This window comes from Streptomyces sp. NPDC093018 (assembly GCF_040684035.1).
GTDB classification, from domain to species: Bacteria; Actinomycetota; Actinomycetes; order Streptomycetales; family Streptomycetaceae; genus Streptomyces; species Streptomyces murinus.
Genome location: NZ_JBFBFF010000012.1, coordinates 18,233 through 36,023 on the forward strand (window position 1 = coordinate 18,233; position 17,791 = coordinate 36,023).

16 protein-coding genes are annotated in these 17,791 nt (G+C 72.1%); 8 read left to right on the forward strand and 8 right to left on the reverse strand.

Translation table 11 applies throughout. The features are described from left to right. The first annotated feature begins 130 nt into the window (after window positions 1-130). Window positions 131-1,618, forward strand: a complete 1,488-nt coding sequence (locus AB0N90_RS24870; protein WP_365200069.1) for a M1 family metallopeptidase — start codon at window positions 131-133, stop codon at window positions 1,616-1,618. A 208-nt stretch (window positions 1,619-1,826) separates the two neighbouring features. On the opposite strand, the gene AB0N90_RS24875 is transcribed toward AB0N90_RS24870, so the two are convergent. Beyond that, complete coding sequence (locus tag AB0N90_RS24875; protein ID WP_365200071.1) at window positions 1,827-2,306, reverse strand: Appr-1-p processing protein; 480 nt, start codon at window positions 2,304-2,306, stop codon at window positions 1,827-1,829. Between the two features lie 42 nt (window positions 2,307-2,348). Beyond that, the gene (locus AB0N90_RS24880; RefSeq protein ID WP_365200074.1) at window positions 2,349-3,812 is read right to left on the reverse strand and encodes an amino acid permease; all 1,464 of its coding nucleotides are present in this window, start codon (window positions 3,810-3,812) and stop codon (window positions 2,349-2,351) included. Window positions 3,813-4,076: 264 nt separating this feature from the next. Here AB0N90_RS24880 and AB0N90_RS24885 point away from each other — a divergent pair, with 264 nt between their 5' ends. Beyond that, window positions 4,077-4,823 carry a MerR family transcriptional regulator gene (locus tag AB0N90_RS24885; protein ID WP_365200460.1) on the forward strand — a complete coding sequence of 249 codons (747 nt, stop codon included), beginning with the start codon at window positions 4,077-4,079 and terminating at the stop codon, window positions 4,821-4,823. Here AB0N90_RS24885 and AB0N90_RS24890 read toward each other — a convergent pair. From AB0N90_RS24890 to AB0N90_RS24900, 3 genes are all read right to left on the reverse strand, one after another. After that, window positions 4,812-6,992: a 3-hydroxyacyl-CoA dehydrogenase NAD-binding domain-containing protein gene (locus AB0N90_RS24890; protein WP_365200077.1), complete on the reverse strand. Its 2,181-nt coding sequence runs from the start codon at window positions 6,990-6,992 to the stop codon at window positions 4,812-4,814. The genes AB0N90_RS24885 and AB0N90_RS24890 overlap by 12 nt on opposite strands. A 41-nt stretch (window positions 6,993-7,033) precedes the next feature. Next, window positions 7,034-8,248: an acetyl-CoA C-acetyltransferase gene (locus AB0N90_RS24895; protein ID WP_365200080.1), complete on the reverse strand. Its 1,215-nt coding sequence runs from the start codon at window positions 8,246-8,248 to the stop codon at window positions 7,034-7,036. Window positions 8,249-8,310: 62 nt separating this feature from the next. Next, on the reverse strand, window positions 8,311-9,465 hold the full coding sequence (locus AB0N90_RS24900; RefSeq protein ID WP_365200082.1) for a CaiB/BaiF CoA-transferase family protein: 1,155 nt from the start codon (window positions 9,463-9,465) through the stop codon (window positions 8,311-8,313). A gap of 218 nt (window positions 9,466-9,683) precedes the next feature. Here AB0N90_RS24900 and AB0N90_RS24905 point away from each other — a divergent pair, with 218 nt between their 5' ends. Then, the gene (locus AB0N90_RS24905) at window positions 9,684-10,853 is read left to right on the forward strand and encodes a saccharopine dehydrogenase NADP-binding domain-containing protein (RefSeq protein WP_365200084.1); all 1,170 of its coding nucleotides are present in this window, start codon (window positions 9,684-9,686) and stop codon (window positions 10,851-10,853) included. Window positions 10,854-10,943: 90 nt separating this feature from the next. Further along, the gene (locus AB0N90_RS24910; RefSeq protein ID WP_365200086.1) at window positions 10,944-11,132 is read left to right on the forward strand and encodes a hypothetical protein; all 189 of its coding nucleotides are present in this window, start codon (window positions 10,944-10,946) and stop codon (window positions 11,130-11,132) included. Here AB0N90_RS24910 and AB0N90_RS24915 read toward each other — a convergent pair. Continuing rightward, on the reverse strand, window positions 11,081-11,830 hold the full coding sequence (locus AB0N90_RS24915; RefSeq protein WP_365200088.1) for an endonuclease V: 750 nt from the start codon (window positions 11,828-11,830) through the stop codon (window positions 11,081-11,083). The two genes, AB0N90_RS24910 and AB0N90_RS24915, sit on opposite strands and share 52 nt — an antisense overlap. A 60-nt stretch (window positions 11,831-11,890) precedes the next feature. On the opposite strand from AB0N90_RS24915, the gene AB0N90_RS24920 reads away from it, so the two are divergent. Next, window positions 11,891-12,187 (forward strand): YciI family protein, encoded by a 297-nt coding sequence (locus AB0N90_RS24920; protein ID WP_365200090.1) that lies wholly within the window; start codon window positions 11,891-11,893, stop codon window positions 12,185-12,187. A 13-nt stretch (window positions 12,188-12,200) separates the two neighbouring features. Here AB0N90_RS24920 and AB0N90_RS24925 read toward each other — a convergent pair whose 3' ends face one another. Both AB0N90_RS24925 and AB0N90_RS24930 read right to left on the reverse strand, forming a co-directional pair. Next, window positions 12,201-12,539, reverse strand: coding sequence for a plasmid stabilization protein (locus tag AB0N90_RS24925; RefSeq protein WP_365200092.1), 339 nt, complete (start codon window positions 12,537-12,539; stop codon window positions 12,201-12,203). A gap of 96 nt (window positions 12,540-12,635) precedes the next feature. Then, complete coding sequence (locus AB0N90_RS24930) at window positions 12,636-13,733, reverse strand: oxidoreductase (protein ID WP_365200093.1); 1,098 nt, start codon at window positions 13,731-13,733, stop codon at window positions 12,636-12,638. 232 nt (window positions 13,734-13,965) lie between these two features. Between AB0N90_RS24930 and AB0N90_RS24935 the strand changes: the two genes are divergently transcribed. From AB0N90_RS24935 to AB0N90_RS24945, 3 genes are all read left to right on the forward strand, one after another. Next, the gene (locus tag AB0N90_RS24935) at window positions 13,966-14,379 is read left to right on the forward strand and encodes an SsgA family sporulation/cell division regulator (protein ID WP_361675704.1); all 414 of its coding nucleotides are present in this window, start codon (window positions 13,966-13,968) and stop codon (window positions 14,377-14,379) included. 150 nt (window positions 14,380-14,529) lie between these two features. Continuing rightward, complete coding sequence (locus tag AB0N90_RS24940; protein ID WP_365200095.1) at window positions 14,530-15,543, forward strand: alpha/beta hydrolase fold domain-containing protein; 1,014 nt, start codon at window positions 14,530-14,532, stop codon at window positions 15,541-15,543. Between the two features lie 309 nt (window positions 15,544-15,852). Beyond that, a complete protein-coding gene (locus AB0N90_RS24945; protein WP_365200097.1) occupies window positions 15,853-17,487 on the forward strand; it encodes an ABC-F family ATP-binding cassette domain-containing protein in 1,635 nt (544 codons plus the stop codon). Window positions 17,488-17,791: the final 304 nt, after the last annotated feature.

Sequence of the window (17,791 nt, forward strand, 5' to 3'; positions counted from 1 at the left end):
GGTGGCTGATTGCGGCCGAATGGCGATCGTGTGACAGCAGGGGTCATGGACAGAGCAAGGGGCACAGGGGGTGAATAGGCTCCGGACAGTCCCGTGAAAGCACCCGCAGTCCCCACGACTTGGAGCTGACGTGCACCGCAGAATCATCGCGCCGGGCGCACTGGCGGCGGCCTCCCTCCTGCTGGCGATCCCGGCATCGGCCGCGAGCTACTCCCCCGGCGCGCCGGGCATCGGCGACCCCTACTACCCGTACTACGGCAACGGCGGCTACGACGTCTCGCACTACGGTCTGCGGCTGCGCTACCAGCCGAAGACGGACGAGTTGCAGGGCACCGCGACGATCAAGGCGCGGACCACCCAGGATCTGTCCAGTTTCGACCTGGACTTCCTGCTGGATGTGAGCCAGGTGCGGGTCAACGGCGTCAAGGCGTCCTTCACCCACGCCGAGCAGCATGAACTGGTGATCACGCCGAAGCGGCCGCTGGCGAAGGGCACACCGATCACGGTGGAGGTCCGCTACAGCGGGGTGCCGTCCACGAAGAGCGCCTACGGCTTCACCACCTGGCACCGCACCCCGGACGGCGCGGTCGCGGCGGACGAGCCCGAGTCGGCGTGGTGGTGGTTCCCGTCCAACGACCACCCGAGCGACAAGGCGACGTACGACGTCTCGGTCAGCGTGCCGCAGGGCACCCAGGCGATCTCCAACGGCGCGCTGCGCTCGGTCTCCTCGAAGCGGGGCTGGACCGACTACTCCTGGCGGCAGGACAGGCCACAGGCGACCTATCTGGCCACGCTCGCGATCGGCGCGTTCGACATCACCACGAGCCGGTCCGGGCGCGGGGTGCCGGTGATCAACGCGTACAGCAAGGACCTGGGCGCCGATGACGCGGCGGCGCGGGCGAGCGTGGAGCGCACCGGGGAGATCGTCGACTGGCTGAGCAACTATTTCGGGCCGTATCCGTTCGCCACGGCCGGTGGTTATGTCCCGAACACGACGACCGGGTACGCGCTGGAGACCCAGACCCGCGTCTACTACAGCCCCAAGCAGTTCGCGAAGGGCGCCAACCCCTCGGTGGTCGTGCACGAGCTGGCCCACCAGTGGTACGGCGACGACGTGTCACTGAAGGGCTGGAAGGACATCTGGCTCAACGAGGGCTTCGCGACGTACGCGCAGTGGCTGTGGTCGGAGCACGAGGGCCAGGGCACGACGCGGCAGCTCGCCGACCAGGTGTACTCCTCGCACCCGGCCGACGACCCGTTCTGGAAGGTCGCGCCCGGTGACCCCGGTCCGGACGACCAGTTCGACGACGCCGTCTACGACCGGGGCGCGGCCGCGATCCAGGCGCTGCGCGACACGGTGGGCGACCGTGTCTTCTTCCGCATCCTGAAGGGCTGGCCGAAGGCGCACGCCTACGGCAACGCGTCCGTGGCCGACTTCGAGAAGTACGCCGAGCAGATCTCCGGCAAACCCCTCGCGGGGCTCTTCGACGCGTGGCTGTACCAGCCGGTGAAGCCGGCGGCGTCGGCGGCCCGCGGGTTCGCGGCCGCCGGTACGACCCTCGCGCGGCCGAAGTCCTGGAAGGCCGTCGAGGCGGCGCACGGCGGCCTCGACCGCTGATCCTGCGCACCGGGGCGGCCCGGCCGTGTCGCCCTCCCGGCTCAGCGCGTGCGCGTGGTGGGGCGGGAGGGCGCGGCGGGCCGCGTCGAGGGCGCTCCCGGCCGGGCAGGTCGTCGCCGAAGCCCCTGTCCACCGGCGGGCGGGACGCGCGGTTTCAGGTCCCGGCCGGTCCCCCGTGGTCGTACACCCCGACCGCGAGGGCGCCGGTTCAGTCCCCGTGGTCGTACACCGTGACCGCTGTCCCCCGGCCGGTCAGCCGCTCGGTGACGAGTGGCTCGACGCGGGACCATGTGCCACCGGCCAGGCCGCAACCTATGCGGGGCATGTGCACGGAGGCGCCGAGGGCGAGGGCATGGGCGGCGAGGCCGGTGAGGGCGGTGTCGATCGCCTCGTAGCGCACCGGAACGCCCTTGCTGCCGGTCCTGATGCCGTGCTGGCCGACCATGTTGGCCACCCAGGTGCGCGGGTCGACCTGGACGAGCTGGACCGCGCCCAGCCCGAAATCGTTGTGCGCGCGGTCGCGGTGCCAGGCGCGGTAGGCCCGCTCCGGCTCCGGCCAGCGGCGGGAGAGGGCGAGGACGAAGCCCTTGCCCCAGCCGCCGATGTCATTGCAGACATGGGCGATGATCTTCGGGCCCTTGCCCGACGGAGTGGTGGCGTCACCCCGGACGAATGCGATCTCCGGCATGACGCCACCGTAGAGGCTGCCACTGACAGTGGCGCCGGACAGCTACTTCGCGAGCTGGGACGGGTTCTGCTCGGAGCCCGCGTTCACCCGGCGCCGGACGCCGAACCAGCCCGCGACGAGCATGACGGCGAGCACCGGGATGAGCAGCAGGGTCTTGCGGCCGACCTCGTGGTCGTCCCACATCATGCCGAGGCAGACCAGCAGGAAGGCGATCGTGGCGATCTCGGTGACCGGGGAGAACTTCAGCTGGAAGTGCGGCCGGGTCACCAGGCCCGCGCGGGCGCGGCGGACGAAGACCGCGTGGCAGATCATGATGATCACCCACGTGCTGATGATCCCGAGCGAGGCGACGTTCAGCACGATCTCGAAGGCCTGGCTGGGCACGAGGTAGTTCAGGCCGACGCCGAGGACGCAGATGCCGCAGGTCAGCAGGATGCCGCCGTAGGGCACCTGGCTGCGGCTCATCACCCGGGTGAACTTGGGCGCGGAACCCGACATCGCCATGGAGCGCAGGATGCGGCCGGTGGAGTAGAGGCCGGAGTTCAGCGAGGACATGGCGGCGGTGAGGACCACGAGGTTCATCACGTCGCCGGCCGCGGGGATGCCGATCTTGGACAGGACGGTCACGAACGGGCTCTGGTCGGCGGAGTACACCGAGCCGGGCAGCAGCAGCGCGAGCAGGACGACCGAGCCGACGTAGAAGAGGCCCACGCGCCACATGATCGAGTTCACCGCGCGCGGGACGACCTTCTCCGGCTCCTCGGTCTCACCGGCGGCGACGCCGACCAGCTCCAGGGCCGCGTACGCGAAGATCACGCCCTGCATCACGAGGACGACCGGCATCAGGCCGTGCGGAAAGATCCCGCCGTGGTCGCTGATCAGGCTCAGGCCCGGCGTGTAGCCGTCGACATGGTGCTGGGTGGCCAGCAGGAAGATGCCGATGAACATGAAGCCCACCAGGGTGGCGACCTTGATGATCGCGAACCAGAACTCCATCTCACCGAAGATCTTCACCGAGATCAGGTTCACGGTGAGGACCACGGCGAGCGCGATCAGCGCCAGCACCCACTGCGGGATGGGCGTGAAGAAGCTCCAGTAGTGCGTGTAGAGCGCGATCGCGGTGATGTCCGCGATGCCGGTGGTCGACCAGTTCAGGAAGTACATCCAGCCGGCGACATAGGCGCCCTTCTCGCCGAGGAACTCACGCGCGTACGACACGAAGGACCCGGAGGAGGGCCGGTACAGGACCAGCTCGCCCAGCGCGCGTACGACGAAGAAGGCGAAGATGCCGCAGACCAGGTAGGCCAGGGCGAGCGCGGGGCCCGCGTTGTGCAGGCGCCCTCCGGCGCCGAGGAACAGTCCGGTTCCGATGGCGCCGCCGATGGCGATCATGTTGACGTGGCGGGCCTTGAGGTCCTTGCTGTAGCCGGCGTCGCCCGCGTCGGCGGGCGTCTGCACCGCCGGTGTGGGGGCGGCCTGTGCCGATTCCACGGCGTCCTTGCTCACGGGTGGTACCACTTCCTGGTGCGCCCGGGCCTGAGCCCGGGGGTCGTGCAGGGCTTGGCCCGCACCACCCGATGAGTCGCGGCACAGACCAAGCCAGCAGCTTCCCAGACACGCCGGGCATTACGCGGTGGTCCACGTCACAGAGCGTTACTTCTCACATGATCTTCCCAGTGTCCACATGATGTTCACCACGGTGCGTACACGACGGGTGCGTGACGTCCCGACGGGTTTCACAGTAGTGGTGTGACAGCGATACTGCTGCACATGACGACCGATGCCGGGGAGCTGAGCCTCACCGTCGACGAGCTGGCCGCACGGGCAGGGGTGACGGTGCGGACCGTGCGCTTCTACGGGAGCAAGGGGCTGCTGCCGCCGCCGGTGATCGGGCCGCGGCGGGTGGGCCGGTACGGGGCGGGGCATCTGGCGCGGCTGGCGTTGATCGAGGAGCTGCAGCGGCAGGGGATGACGCTGGCGGCGATCGAGCGGTATCTCGGTCAGCTGCCGTCCGATCTGTCCGCCTACGACCTGGCCATCCACCGGGCCGTGGTCGCCTCCTGGGCGCCGGACTCCGTGGAGACCCTCTCGCGCGCCGAGCTGGACCGGCGGGCGGGACGGGTGCTGGCCGACGAGGAGTTGGAGCGGCTCGCGGCGGCCGGGGTCCTGATCCCCGGGGACGCGAGCGACACCGACGGAGCGGACGGCGGGGCGGACGACGGCTTCCGGGTCGACACCGGGCTGCTGCGGCTCGGCCTCGAACTGCTGGACGTGCCGCTGTCGCAGGGCACGATCCTCGCGGCGCGCGAGGTGCTCATGGAGCACTCGCGCGCCGCGGCCCGTGAGCTCGCCCGGCTCTTCCGCGGCGAGGTGGCCGAGCGGGACACCCGCGATGTGCGGGACCTGTCCGCGCACATCCACCCGCTGGTGGTGCAGGCGCTGCTGACCACGTTCCAGCGTTCGCTGCGCGAAGAGCTGAGCGAGCTGCTCAGCGGCGAGGGACCGTCAGGCGGCTGAGTCCGCGAAGGGCTCGCCCCGGTCCGCCTTCGCCACCAGCAGCGCCGGCGGCTCGAACCGCTCGCCGTAGGTCTCGGCGAGTTCCCGGGCGCGGGCCACGAAGCCGGGCAGGCCACCCTCGTAGCCGTTGATGTACTGGAGCACGCCGCCGGTCCAGGCCGGGAAGCCGATGCCGAGGATGGAGCCGATGTTGGCGTCGGCCACCGAGGTCAGCACGCCCTCCTCCACCAGGCGCACGGTGTCCAGCGCCTCGGAGAAGAGCATCCGCTCCTGCATGTCCTTGAACGGGATCTCGTACCCGGCCTTGGTGAAGTGCTCGCGCAGGCCCGGCCAGAGCCCGGCGCGCTTGCCGTCCTGCGCGTAGTCGTAGAAGCCGGCACCGCCGCTGCGGCCGGGGCGCTCGAACTCGTCGACCATGCGGTCGATGACGCCGTCGGCCGGGTGCGCGGTCCAGGTGCCGCCGGCCTCCTCGACGGCACGCTTCGTCTCGTTGCGGATCTTGCGCGGCAGGGTGAGGGTCAGCTCGTCCATCAGGGAGAGCACCTTGGCCGGGTAGCCGGCCTGGGCGGCGGCCTGCTCGATGGAGGCGGGCTCGATGCCCTCGCCGACCATGGCGACGCCCTCGTTGATGAACTGGCCGATCACCCGGGAGGTGAAGAAGCCGCGCGAGTCATTGACGACGATCGGCGTCTTGTTGATCTGCCGGACCAGGTCGAAGGCGCGGGCGAGGGCCTCGTCGCCGGTGCGCTCGCCCTTGATGATCTCGACCAGCGGCATCTTGTCGACCGGCGAGAAGAAGTGCAGCCCGATGAAGTCGCCCTGGCGCTCGACGCCCTCGGCGAGGGTGGTGATCGGCAGGGTGGAGGTGTTGGAGCACAGCAGCGCGTCGGGCGCGAGAACGGACTCGATCTCCTGGAACACCTTGTGCTTGAGCGCGGTGTCCTCGAAGACGGCCTCGATCACCGCGTCGCAGCCGGCGACATCGGCGGCGTCCCCGGTGGGCGTGATCCGGGCGAGCAGCGCGTCCGCCTTCTCCTGGGTGGTACGGCCCCGGGAGACGGCCTTGGCGCACAGCTTCTCGGAGTAGTTCTTGCCCTTGAGCGCGGCCTCCAGGGAGACGTCCTTGAGGACGACCTCGATGCCCGCGCGGGCGCACGAGTAGGCGATGCCCGCGCCCATCATGCCGGCGCCGAGCACGGCCACCTTGCGGACCTCGCGGGACTCGATGCCCTTGGGCCGGTTGGCGCCGGAGTTGACCGCCTGGAGGTCGAAGAAGAACGCCTGGATCATGTTCTTCGCGGTCTGCCCGGTGACCAGCTCGGTGAAGTAGCGGGTCTCGATGGTGCTCGCGTTCTCGAAGTCGACCTGGGAGCCCTCGACCGCCGCGGCCATGATGTTGCGCGGCGCCGGGTAGGGCGCGCCGTTCGTCTGCTTGCGCAGATTGGCCGGGAAGGCGGGCAGGTTGGCGGCGAACTTCGGGTGGGCGGGAGTGCCGCCCGGGATCCGGTAGCCCGGGACGTCCCAGGGCTGCTGGGACTCGGGGTGCTCGTCGATGAAGGCGCGGGCCTTGGCCAGCATCTCCTCCGGCGTCTGCGCCACCTCGTGGATCAGCCCGTTCTCCTGGGCGCGCCGCGGGGTGTACTGGGTGCCCTGGAGCAGCACCTTGAGCAGCGCGTCGGTGATGCCCATCAGGCGCACGGTACGGGTGACACCGCCGCCCGCGGGCAGCAGGCCGAGGGTGACCTCCGGGAGGCCGATCTTGGAGCCGGGGGCGTCCAGCGCGATGCGGTGGTGGGAGGCCAGCGCGATCTCGTAACCGCCGCCCAGGGCCGCGCCGTTGATGGCGGCGACGACCGGCTTGCCGAGGGTCTCGATGCGGCGCAGCGCGTTCTTGATCGCGGTCGCGGTGTCGAAGACGGCCTGGGCGTCCTCGGGGCCGGCCTGGATCATCTCCTTGAGGTCGCCGCCCGCGAAGAAGGTCTTCTTGGCGGAGGTGTAGATGATGCCCCGGATGGAGTCCTTCTCGGCCACGGCGCGGTCCGCGATCGCCTCGATGGAGGCCTTGAAGGCCTGGTTCATCGTGTTGGCGGACTGGTTCGGGTCGTCCAGGACCAGGGTCACGACACCGGTGTCGTCCTGCTCCCAGCGGATGGTGGTGCTCTCGGTCATGACAGTCGTCTCCGTTGAAGTCGCTTGGTTCCGCGGGGAGTTCAGATGCGCTCGATGATGGTGGCGATGCCCATGCCACCGCCCACGCACAGGGTGACGAGGCCGTAGCGCTTGTCCTGGCGCTCCAGTTCGTCCACGAGCATGCCGACGAGCATGGCGCCGGTCGCGCCGAGCGGGTGGCCGAGGGCGATGGCGCCGCCGTTGACGTTGACCTTCTCCAGCGGCAGGCCCATCTCCTCGACGAAGCGCAGCACGACGGCGGCGAACGCCTCGTTGATCTCGACCAGGTCGATGTCGTCGATGGTGAGGCCGGCCTTGGCGAGGGCCTTGCGGGTGGCGGGCGCGGGGCCGGTCAGCATGATGGTGGGCTCGGAGCCGGAGACCGCGGCCGAGACGATCCGCGCGCGCGGGGTGAGGCCGTAGCGCTCGCCGACCTCCTTGGAGCCGATCGCGACGAGCGAGGCGCCGTCCACGATGCCGGAGGAGTTGCCCGCGTGGTGGACGTGGTCGATCTTCTCCACCCAGTGGTACTTCTGCAGCGCCACGGCGTCGAAACCACCGAGTTCGCCGATGTCGGCGAAGGACGGCTTGAGCTTGGCCAGGGTGTCGGCGGTGGTGCCGGGGCGCGGGTGCTCGTCCCGGTCGAGGACCACCAGGCCCGCGCGGTCCTTGACCGGGACCACGGAGCGGCCGAAGCGGCCCTCCTTCCAGGCGTTGACGGCGCGCTCCTGGGACAGCGCCGCGAACTCGTCCACGTCCCGGCGGGTGAAGCCGCCGATGGTGGCGATCAGGTCGGCGCCGATGCCCTGCGGCACGAAGTTGACGTCCAGGTTGGTCATCGGGTCGTTGAACCAGGCGCCGCCGTCCGAGGCCATCGGGACCCGGGACATCGACTCCACGCCGCCCGCGAGGACCATGTCCTCCCAGCCGGAGCGGACCTTGGCCGCGGCCAGGTTGACGGCCTCGAGGCCCGAGGCGCAGAAGCGGTTCTCCTGCACGCCCGCGACGGTGTCCGGCAGCCCGGCGGCGATCGCGGCGATGCGGGCGATGTCGGAGCCCTGGTCGCCGACGGGGCCGACGACGCCGAGCACGATGTCGTCGATGGCGGCCGGGTCGAGGCTCGGGAAGCGGTCGCGGATCTCGTGGATGAGGCCGACGACCAGGTCGATGGGCTTGGTGGCGTGCAGGGCGCCGTTCGCCTTGCCGCGGCCGCGCGGGGTGCGGATCGCGTCGTACACGTACGCTTCGGTGCTCACTGGGATGCCTTTCGGGAGGGTCGGCCGAGCGGTTCGGTTGCGCAGCAGATGGGTCGGTGGGCTCAGTCGGCGGCCGGGGTGGGCCGGTCGGCGCCGGTGAGCGCGGGTATGTCCCAGTCCCGGGCCACGGCCTCGGTGTCGGCGCCGGGCAGCGCGGGTCCGGTGCGCAGCGCGGTGGGGGTGGCGGAGAAACGGGGCGCGGGGGCGGGCTGGGTGATGCCGCCGTGGTCGGTGAAGGTGCCGCGGGCGGCCAGGTGCGGGTGGTGCGGGGCCTCGCGCAGCGACAGTACGGGGGCCACGCAGGCGTCGGAGTCCGCGAACAGGGCGGTCCACTCGGCGCGGGTGCGGTCCCGGAAGCGGGCGGTGATCGCCGCGCGCAGTTCCGGCCACCGGGTGAGGTCGGTGCGGGCGCCTCGCAGGTCGTCCAGGCCGAGCAGGCGCAGGAACTCGGCCGAGAACTTCTCCTCCAGGGCGCCGACCGCCATATGGCCGCCGTCGGCGGTCTCGTAGGTGCCGTAATAGGGGCAGCCGCCGTCCAGGAGGTTGGCGCCGCGCCGGTCCTGCCAGGCGCCGGCGGACAGCATGGCGTGGATCATCGCGGACAGGTGGGCGGTGCCGTCCACGATGGCGGCGTCCACGACCTGGCCGGTGCCGGTGGCACGCGCGTGGTGCAGGGCGGCGAGGACGCCGACGACCAGGTAGAGCGAGCCGCCCGCGTAGTCCCCGAGGAGGTTGGCGGGCACGGCCGGGGGTTCGCCGGGGCGGCCGATCATGCCGAGGGCGCCGGTGACGGCGATGTACGACACGTCATGGCCCGCGCGCTCGGCGAGGGGGCCGTCCTGGCCCCAGCCGGTCATCCGGCCGTAGACCAGGCGGGGGTTGCGGGCGTGGCAGTCGGCGGGGCCGACGCCGAGGCGCTCGGCGACGCCCGGCCGGTAGCCCTCGACGAGGATGTCGGCGCGCTCGGCGAGGTCCAGTACACGGGCGGCGCCGTCCGGGGACTTGAGGTCGACCACGATCGAGCGCTTGTTGCGGTTGGTGATGTCGTGCGCGGGGTCGACGCCGAGGCCGGGGCCGCCGGGGCGGTCCACCCGGACCACGTCGGCGCCGAGGTCGGCGAGCAGCATGGCGGCGAACGGGCCGGGCCCGATGCCGGCCAGCTCCACCACGCGCACGCCGCCGAGCGGGCCCCGCTCTGCTGGTGCCGCCGTGCTCATGCCGTCCCCCAAGCGTGTGACACAACTGATGTAACACCGGTGATGCTATGAACGCGTTCCATCCGGCACAAGACCTGAACGAGCAAGCGCTTAGCCAAGTGCCCATCCGGCTGAAAATCACCCGGCGCCTGCGGGGCGCTCACCTCACGCTAGCCTCGGCCACCGACAGCGGCGCGGGCTGCGCGACCGAGGGGTGTCATGAGCAGGCGAGGTGGGTCATGAGCGGGCTGGACCGTCCCTACGACGTGGTGCTCTACGGGGCGACCGGCTTCGTCGGCACCCTGACAGCGGAGTATCTGGCGGCGCACGCGCCACAGGGCCTGCGCTGGGCGATCGCCGGGCGCGACGAGGTGAAGCTGCGGAGGCTGCGGGACCGGCTGCCCGGGGGCGCGGACATCGGTGTGCTGCGTGCCGACGCGTCCAGGCCGGCCGGGCTGCGCGATCTGGCCGAGCGGACCCGGGTGGTGGCCACGACCGTCGGGCCGTACCTGCGCCACGGCGAGGAACTGGTCGCCGCCTGCGCGGACGCCGGGACGGACTATCTGGACCTCACCGGCGAGCCGGAGTTCGTGGACCTGATGTACGTACGGCACGACGCCCGCGCCCGGGAGACCGGCGCGCGCCTGGTGCACGCGTGCGGGTTCGACTCCGTGCCGCACGATCTGGGCGTGCACTTCACGGTGAAACAGCTGCCGGAGGGTGTGCCGCTGCGGGTGGACGGCTATGTGACGGCGGACGCGGCGTTCTCCGGCGGCACGCTGGCCTCGGCGCTCGACCAGGTCGCGCGCGGGCGCACGATGCTGGCCGCCGCCCGCGACCGGGCGCGGCACGAGCCGCGGCTGTACGGGCGGCGGGTGAGCGCGCCGACCGGGGCGCCGCGGTTCGCCCCGGAGGTCGGCGCGTGGGCGCTGCCGCTGCCCACCATCGACCCGCGGATCGTGAGCCGTTCGGCGCGGGCCCTTGACCGGTACGGCCCCGACTTCCGCTACCGGCACTTCGCGGCGGTCCGCCGTCTGCCCGTCGCGCTCGGCGGGGCGGCCGCGGTCGGTGCCGCGGTGGCCGCCGCCCAGCTGCCGCCCGTGCGCCGGTGGCTGTCCGACCGGCTCGGGCCCGGCGAGGGGCCCGGCGCGGAGAAGCGGGCCAGGAGCTGGTTCCGGGTCCGCTTCGTCGGCGAGGGCGGCGGCAGGCGCGTCTACACGGAGGTCTCGGGCGGCGACCCCGGATACGACGAGACGGCCAAGATGTTCGCCGAGGCCGCGCTCTGCCTCGCCCTTGATGTTCTGCCGACGACATCCGGCCAGGTGACGACGGCCCAGGCGATGGGCGACGCGCTGACGGACCGGCTGCGGGCGGCCGGGATCACCTTCCGGGTGGCCGCCGAGCGGTGACCGGGATCGTCCGGTGCGCGCATCTCGTCCCGAGGCCCGGTGCGAGGATGGGCGTTCGCACCGGACGAAGCACAAGGAGGCGCGGCAACAGTGAAGTTCGTGCTCGAAGTGACCGTGGACGAGAACGCGCCGGCGCAGGAGCGGGCCGCCGAGCTGGGCCGGATCCTGCGCTACTGGGGCGGCAATCTGCACCACTACGCGCTGGAGCCGGGCGACGGCTCGCCCGTCTACGACTCCCAGTACAAGGAAGTCGGCGTTTGGCGGCTCGCCGACGACTGAGCGGACCCGGCCGCCGTCGCCTCCTTGAGCGCCCTGCGGCACAGGCCGTCCGCGCGCCGGGTGGTCTCCGGGAGGCGGTAGGCGGGGGTGAGGGCGAGCGTGTGGGCGAGGGCGCCCGCCAGGGAGACCCGGTGGCCGACGGAGACGAAGACGGGTTTGACGGCCTCGCGGGTGCGAAGGGCGCGGCCGACCTCCTCGTCCCCGGCGAGCAGCGGTGCAAAGCTGCCGCGGGCGGCGGCGGGCTCCTCGTACGTGAAGGTGAACGGGTTCTTGGCGACCCCGATGGTGGGCAGGCCTGTGAGGACACCCAGATGGCTCGCCAGACCGAAGCGGCGGGGGTGGGCGAGGCCGTAGCCGTCGCACACCACCAGGCCGGGCGCGACGGGCAGGGACTCCAGGGCGGCCAGGACCGTGGGAAGCTCACGGAAGGCGAGCAGACCGGGGACGTACGGGAAGGACACCCGGCCGACCGCGGTCGACTCGGCGAGGACCTCCAGGGTGGCGGCGTCCAGGACGACGGCCGCGGCGGCGACCAGGTCGCGCTCGTCGTCATAGGCCACGTCGACCCCGGTCACCCGGCCGGTGCCCGGCGGCGGTCCGGGCTCGTCGAGCACCACACGGGCGCGCAGTTCGTCCTGGACCGCGCGGGCCTGCGCCTCGGTGGCGGGCCAGCCCGCCGGTACGCCTACGGTCGTCATGTCGGCCGACTGTACGTGCCCGGCCCGGGGCACCCCGCCCCCGGGGTTAGGCTCGCGATCATGTTCGTACTGGAGCTGACCTACACCGCGCCCCTCGACGCCGTGAACGCCCTGCACGCCGACCACATGGCATGGCTGGGGGAACAGTTCGAGAAGGGCGTCTTCCTGGCGTCGGGGCGCAAGAACCCGCGCGACGGCGGGGTGATCCTGGCCGTCGCCGAGGACCGCGCCCGCATCGAGGAGATCGTGGCGGCCGATCCGTACACCGTCGGCGAGGTGTGCGCCTACCGGATCACGGAGTTCACCGCCACCACGACGGTCCCGGAGCTGGCCCGGTACCGGCAGACCCCGGCCTGAGGCGGCCGGCCGGTCAGCCCTTCTCGGCGTTCAGCGCGCGCTGAAGCTGGTCCTTGTTCATGTTCGAGCGGCCCTCGATGCCGCGCTGCTTCGCCTCGTTGTACAGCTGGTCGCGGGTCGGGCCCTGGGGTCCTGTCCGGTTGCCCGACCGCTGGCCGCCGCGCCTGCCCGACGACATGTCCTGGGTCGAGGTGCGGCTCGCCGTTTTGGACTCGCCGGACCGGGCGCGCTCCTTGTTGACGGTCCGCGCGGCGATCTCCTCGGCGCGTCCCTCGCTCTCGCCCCGTTCCCGCGCGCTCTCCTTGATGTGCTCGTACTGGCGTTCGCGTTTGGGGCTGGAACCGGCCGGCATGATCGCTCCTTTCGCCTCGAAGGCTCGTACGAGCGATCTCCAAGGGCCCGTACGACGCCTTCGGGGCGCGAGTACCCGGCTGCCGGCGTGCCTACCTCACCGTTCCAGCCGGGCCACCCTGCCCTGCTCGCCGGCCGCCCAGCAGCCGAGGTCGGGGGTGCAGGAGACGGTGTCGTAGGAACCGGTGTCGATCGTGCGCCAGGTGCGGCCGCCGTCCGTGGTCAGATCGGTGCCGGTGGGCCCGACGGCGAGCGCCGAGGTGCGGCTGTGCGGGAGCCAGGCGGCGCCGGAGCGGTAGGCGGGCGGGGGTGTGGCGGACGGCTGCCAGGTACGCCCGCCGTCCCGGGTGACGGCGGCGGCCTTCGGCGAGGGCTGTCCCGCGCCGTAGTCGCCGCCGACGGCGAGGCCGTGGTCGCGGTCGCGGTCGCGGAAGGCGAGCGCGAAGACCCCGCGGGCCGGGTCCCCGGCCGGAACCGGGGTGTCGGTGGCGGTCCAGGTCAGCCCGCGGTCGGCGGAGTGCAGCACGCGCGCGCGGGCGCCGCCGCCGGTGGCCAGCCAGGCGTCCCTGGCTCCCGAGGTGACCAGGCACTGCCCGCTCGCCGCGAAGCCCGCCTCGCCGTCCAGGGCGGGCGGCATCCCGGCCGGGGGCAGCACCCGCCAGGAGCGGCCGCCGTCGCTCGTGGACAGGATGCGGAACCTCCCGCCCACGGGGTCGCCCATGGCGAGGCCGTGGCGTCGGTCGAAGAAGGCCATGCAGTCGTAGAACGCGTTCGGATCGGTGTTGCGGAAGGACTCCGTCCAGCTCGTCCCGCCGTCGTCGGTGCGGTACACCCGGGACGCCTCGCCCTCGCCGATGGCCAGGACCACCGCGTGCCGCGCGTCGAACGCCTCGACGTCCCGGAACTCCAGGGCGGACGCGCCGGGCGGGGAGACGTTTCGCCAGGAGGTGCCGCCGTCCCGGGTGAGCAGGACGGTGCCGCCGGTGCCGGCCAGCCAGGCGGTGTGCCGGTCGACGGCGGCCAGGCCCCGGTAGCGGACCTGCGGGGTGCCGGGGTCCTTCGCGGCCCAGTGCACGCCCTGAGGCCGGCCGAGCGCGGCGGCCGGGGGGACGGTCAGCGCGGCCAGCGCCGCGCCGCACGCGACTCCCGCCGCCGTCAGCCTGCCCGTCCGCCGGGGGCCTCGCGTACCCCTCATGTCCCGCTTGTCCCTCGTGCTCCCCATGCGCCTCATGGCGGGCGAAGCTAGTCCACCGCCCGGTCGCCGTCCAGAGGGCCAACTGCCGTACGCGCCAAGGGCGGCCGCGCGTGCATGAACGCGGTGACCGAGGTCACTCGTTCCCCAGGTGCACGTCCCGGCCCGTTCCGTCGTCTCATCCAGTGCCGGGAGTCACCAGGCCGCAGTCCAGCCGTCACGAGGGAGCAAGGCGTTGTCCACCGTCATCGAGCAGCCCGTAGAAGCCCGCCTCGTCGCCGCCGCGCCGCGTATGCCGAGCATCCCCGCCACGCTGCGGTACGACCGCTGCGACCCGTTCGCCGTGCGGATGACCTTCCCCGCCCCGGCCACCCTGGAGGGCGTCGAGGTCTGCTGGACCTTCGCCCGTGAACTGCTCGCCGCCGGGCTGCTGGCACCCGAGGGCCAGGGCGACGTACGGGTGCGGCCGTACGGCTACGACCGCATCGTGCTGGAGTTCCACGCCCCCGAGGGCACCGCCGTCGTCCATGTGCGCGCCGGCGAGATACGCCGCTTCCTGGAGGCGGCCGGCGAGCTGGTGCCGGTCGGCCTCGAACACCTCCAGCTGGACCTGGACCACCACCTGGCCGAACTGATGCGGGACGCCTGACCGGCGCGATCCGCACGGTGGCCCGGACGCGCCCGAACAACGCGTTCAGCTCCCCGTAGTCGTACCCGTAGGTCTCCTCCCCCAGCAGCCGGCGCGGGAGCGGTCCGGAATTCGGTGGCCCGTGGGGACGGGTACCGCCGGCGTGCGCGCGTGAATCTCGAATCGGGCAAGACCGGGGCTGTTCCGTCGGACGCCGAGATCCAGGTGGAGTGGGACGCCTTTCTGGCCGAGGTGCCGGACCCGGCGCCGATGAGTCAGGAGCAGCTGGCGGAGATCCGGGAGTCGGTCGCGGCCGCGGTGGCGGCGATCGACGACCTCGGCCCAGGCGGCCGGTTCATCGTCTCCGAGCACTCGGTGCCCGGCCAGAACGGCGCCCCGGAGGTCCCGTTGCCGGTCTGCACTCCTGCCGGGGTGCCCGCCTCGCGGCCCGCGCCGTACTACGCGCACGGCGGCGGCTTCTTCTGCAACGACCACCGCCTCGATCTGAACCAACTGCTGGAGACCGCCGAGCGCTTCGGGGCCACACTGGTCTCGGTCGGCTACCGGCTCGCGCCCGAGCACCGCTACCCGGCGCAGATCGAGGACGCCTACGCGGGCCTGCTGTGGGTCGCCGACCACGCGGACGACCTCGGCATCGACCCGGAGGGCATCGTCGTCACGGGCAACAGCGCCGGTGGCGGCCTCGGCGCCGCACTCGCCCTGACCGTGCGCGACAAGGGCGGTCCCCGCCTGCTGGGCCAACTGCTGATGTACCCCATGCCGGACGACCGCAACAACAGCCCCTCCGCCCTGCAGATGGACGGCGTCGACTTCCGGGACCGCGGCTTCAACGGGTTCGGCTGGAGGGCGCTGCTCGGTGCCGCCCAGGGTGGGCCCGACGTGCCCGCGTACGCCGCGCCCGCCCGCGCCACCGACCTGAGCGGGCTGCCGCCCGCCTTCCTCGACGCCGGCTCCGCCGAGTGTCTGCGCGACGAGGTCCTCGCCCACGCCGACCGCATCTGGCACGCCGGCGGCCGCGCCGGGCTGCACGTCCGGGCCGGTGGGATCCACGCCTTCGACCGTGAGGTCCCTGAGGCCCGGATCAGCCAGGACGCGATCGAGGCCCGCCACCGCCGGCTGGAGCGGCTGCCGGCCGACGCGTCGGGGAGCCAGGGCCCGGACTGATCCACAAGACCGGCCCTGAAACAACACGAGGGCCTCGCGTCGATAAATGTTTTGACTCCCGTCGGCGGTGCTCCTACCGTTTGTCTCGGATCTGTTGCCGTCGATCGGAGTAGGACGTTGCTCGTCTGAGGTTCGGAGACACCGCGTCGCACCGGTGAGGTGTGCGTGGCGTACGACCCTCGGCGTTCGAGCCGTCCTCCGGCACAGGCCTTTTTCTTTTGTACGGCCTCCGGGTGACCCTTCGGTTCCCGCCCCGCGGTGTCTCAAGACGCGTCCGCGAAACCGCACCCACTCCCCCGCGAGGCCCTCATGTCATCCGCGTCATCCTCTTCCTCTTCCGTCAACCTTTCGTCCCTGTCCTTCGCCTGGCCCGACGGCACCACCGTGTTCGACGGGCTCGACGTCTCCTTCGGCCCCGGCAGGACCGGGCTCGTCGGCGTCAACGGATCGGGAAAATCAACCCTGTTGAAGCTCATCGCGGGTGAACTCGCCCCGGCCGACGGCACCGTCAAGGTCATGGGCGACGTCGGCTACCTCCCGCAGAACGTCACCCTGGACACCGCGCTCCGCGTGGACCGGGCCCTCGGCATCGCCGAGCAGCGGGCCGCGCTGCACGCCATCGAGGCGGGCGACGTGTCCGAGAAGCACTTCGAGACGGTCGGCGACGACTGGGACGTCGAGGAGCGCGCCCTGGTCACCCTCGGCGAACTCGGCCTGGGCCACATCGGCCTCGACCGCACCGTCGGCGAGGTCTCCGGCGGCGAGTCGGTACTGCTGCGCCTCGCGGCGCTGCTGCTGCGCCGCCCGGACGTGCTGCTCCTGGACGAGCCCACCAACAACCTCGACCTGTACGCGCGCCGCCGCCTCCACCAGGCCGTCGCCGCCTGGCCCGGGGTGCTCGTCGTCGTCAGCCACGACCGCGAACTCCTCGACCTGGTCGACCAGATCGCGGAACTGCGCACCGGCGAGGTCGCCTGGTACGGCGGCAACTTCTCGGCCTACGAGGAGGCGCTGTCCGTCGAACAGGAGGCCGCCGAGAGGATGGTCCGGGTCGCCGAGGCCGATGTCCGCAGACAGAAGCGCGAACTGTCCGACGCCCATATGAAGCTGGCCCGCCGCAAGCGGTACGGGCAGAAGATGTTCGAGTCCAAGCGCGAGCCGAAGATCGTGATGGGCGCCCGTAAACGCGCCGCCCAGGAGTCGGCGGGCAAGCACCGCATCATGCACGAGGAACGCCTCGCCGAGGCCAAGGAGCGCCTGGACGACGCGGTGGACGCGGTGCGCGACGAGGACGAGATCCGCGTCGACCTGCCGTACACCGCCGTACCGCCGGGCCGCCAGGTGCTCACCCTGGAGAACCTGGCGATGGCCTACGGGGCGCGTATCGAGGGGATCCTCGATCTGCGCGGCCCCGAACGGATCGCGCTGGTGGGGCGCAACGGCGCGGGCAAGACGACGCTGCTGCGCACGGTCGCCGGGGAACTGGCGCCGACGGCGGGCACCGCCACCGCGCATGTCCCGCTGCGGTTCCTGCCCCAGCGCCTGGACGTGCTGGACGACGAGCTGACGGTCGCCCAGAACGTGGCCCGGTTCGCGCCGGGCGCCACCAACAACCGGGTCCGGGCGCGCCTGGCCCGCTTCCTGTTCCGGGGCGCCCGCGCCGACCAGCGGGCGGCCACCCTGTCCGGCGGCGAGCGCTTCCGGGCCGCGCTGGCCGCGCTGATGCTGGCCGAACCGGCACCCCAGCTGCTCCTGCTCGACGAGCCGACCAACAACCTCGACCTGGCGAGCGTCCGGCAGCTCACCTCGGCCCTGGAGTCGTACGAGGGGGCACTGCTGGTGGCCAGCCACGACCTGCCGTTCCTGGAGTCGATCGGCATCACCCGCTGGCTGCTGATGGCCGACGGCGAGCTGAAGGAGATCGCCCCGGAGGAGGTGGGCTAGGGCCTCTCGTTTGGATCATGCCGGGCTCGCGGGCCCTGGCACCGCGCCTCGCGGCGTTGTCGTCGGTTGCCATGGCTCCGCCATGGCGCCCTCCTCCGCCTTGCGATGCACGGCACCAGACCCCGCTCCCCGATCCGATCTGATCCAAACGAAAGACCCCAGGCCACTCGGAAGCGGCGTGGGCGCGGCGGGGTGTCCGGTGCGGGCGCGGCGGAGCGTCTCGGGAGGGCCACAGCCTGATGACGAGGGTTTTGTTCCGGCCACGTCGGGCTGCATGATGGCGGACCGGCGTCGCACCTGCGGC

What these genes read in the sequence shown, in the direction of transcription:
- AB0N90_RS24875 (WP_365200071.1), bottom strand. Translation starts at nt 2,306, where the DNA reads ATGCCGGAGATCGCATTCGTCCGGGGTGACGCCACCACTCCGTCGGGC.
- AB0N90_RS24885 (WP_365200460.1), top strand. Translation starts at nt 4,077, where the DNA reads ATGACGACCGATGCCGGGGAGCTGAGCCTCACCGTCGACGAGCTGGCC.
- AB0N90_RS24890 (WP_365200077.1), bottom strand. Translation starts at nt 6,992, where the DNA reads ATGACCGAGAGCACCACCATCCGCTGGGAGCAGGACGACACCGGTGTC.
- AB0N90_RS24900 (WP_365200082.1), bottom strand. Translation starts at nt 9,465, where the DNA reads ATGAGCACGGCGGCACCAGCAGAGCGGGGCCCGCTCGGCGGCGTGCGC.
- AB0N90_RS24905 (WP_365200084.1), top strand. Translation starts at nt 9,684, where the DNA reads ATGAGCGGGCTGGACCGTCCCTACGACGTGGTGCTCTACGGGGCGACC.
- AB0N90_RS24915 (WP_365200088.1), bottom strand. Translation starts at nt 11,830, where the DNA reads ATGACGACCGTAGGCGTACCGGCGGGCTGGCCCGCCACCGAGGCGCAG.
- AB0N90_RS24920 (WP_365200090.1), top strand. Translation starts at nt 11,891, where the DNA reads ATGTTCGTACTGGAGCTGACCTACACCGCGCCCCTCGACGCCGTGAAC.
- AB0N90_RS24925 (WP_365200092.1), bottom strand. Translation starts at nt 12,539, where the DNA reads ATGCCGGCCGGTTCCAGCCCCAAACGCGAACGCCAGTACGAGCACATC.
- AB0N90_RS24930 (WP_365200093.1), bottom strand. Translation starts at nt 13,733, where the DNA reads ATGAGGGGTACGCGAGGCCCCCGGCGGACGGGCAGGCTGACGGCGGCG.
- AB0N90_RS24945 (WP_365200097.1), top strand. Translation starts at nt 15,853, where the DNA reads ATGTCATCCGCGTCATCCTCTTCCTCTTCCGTCAACCTTTCGTCCCTG.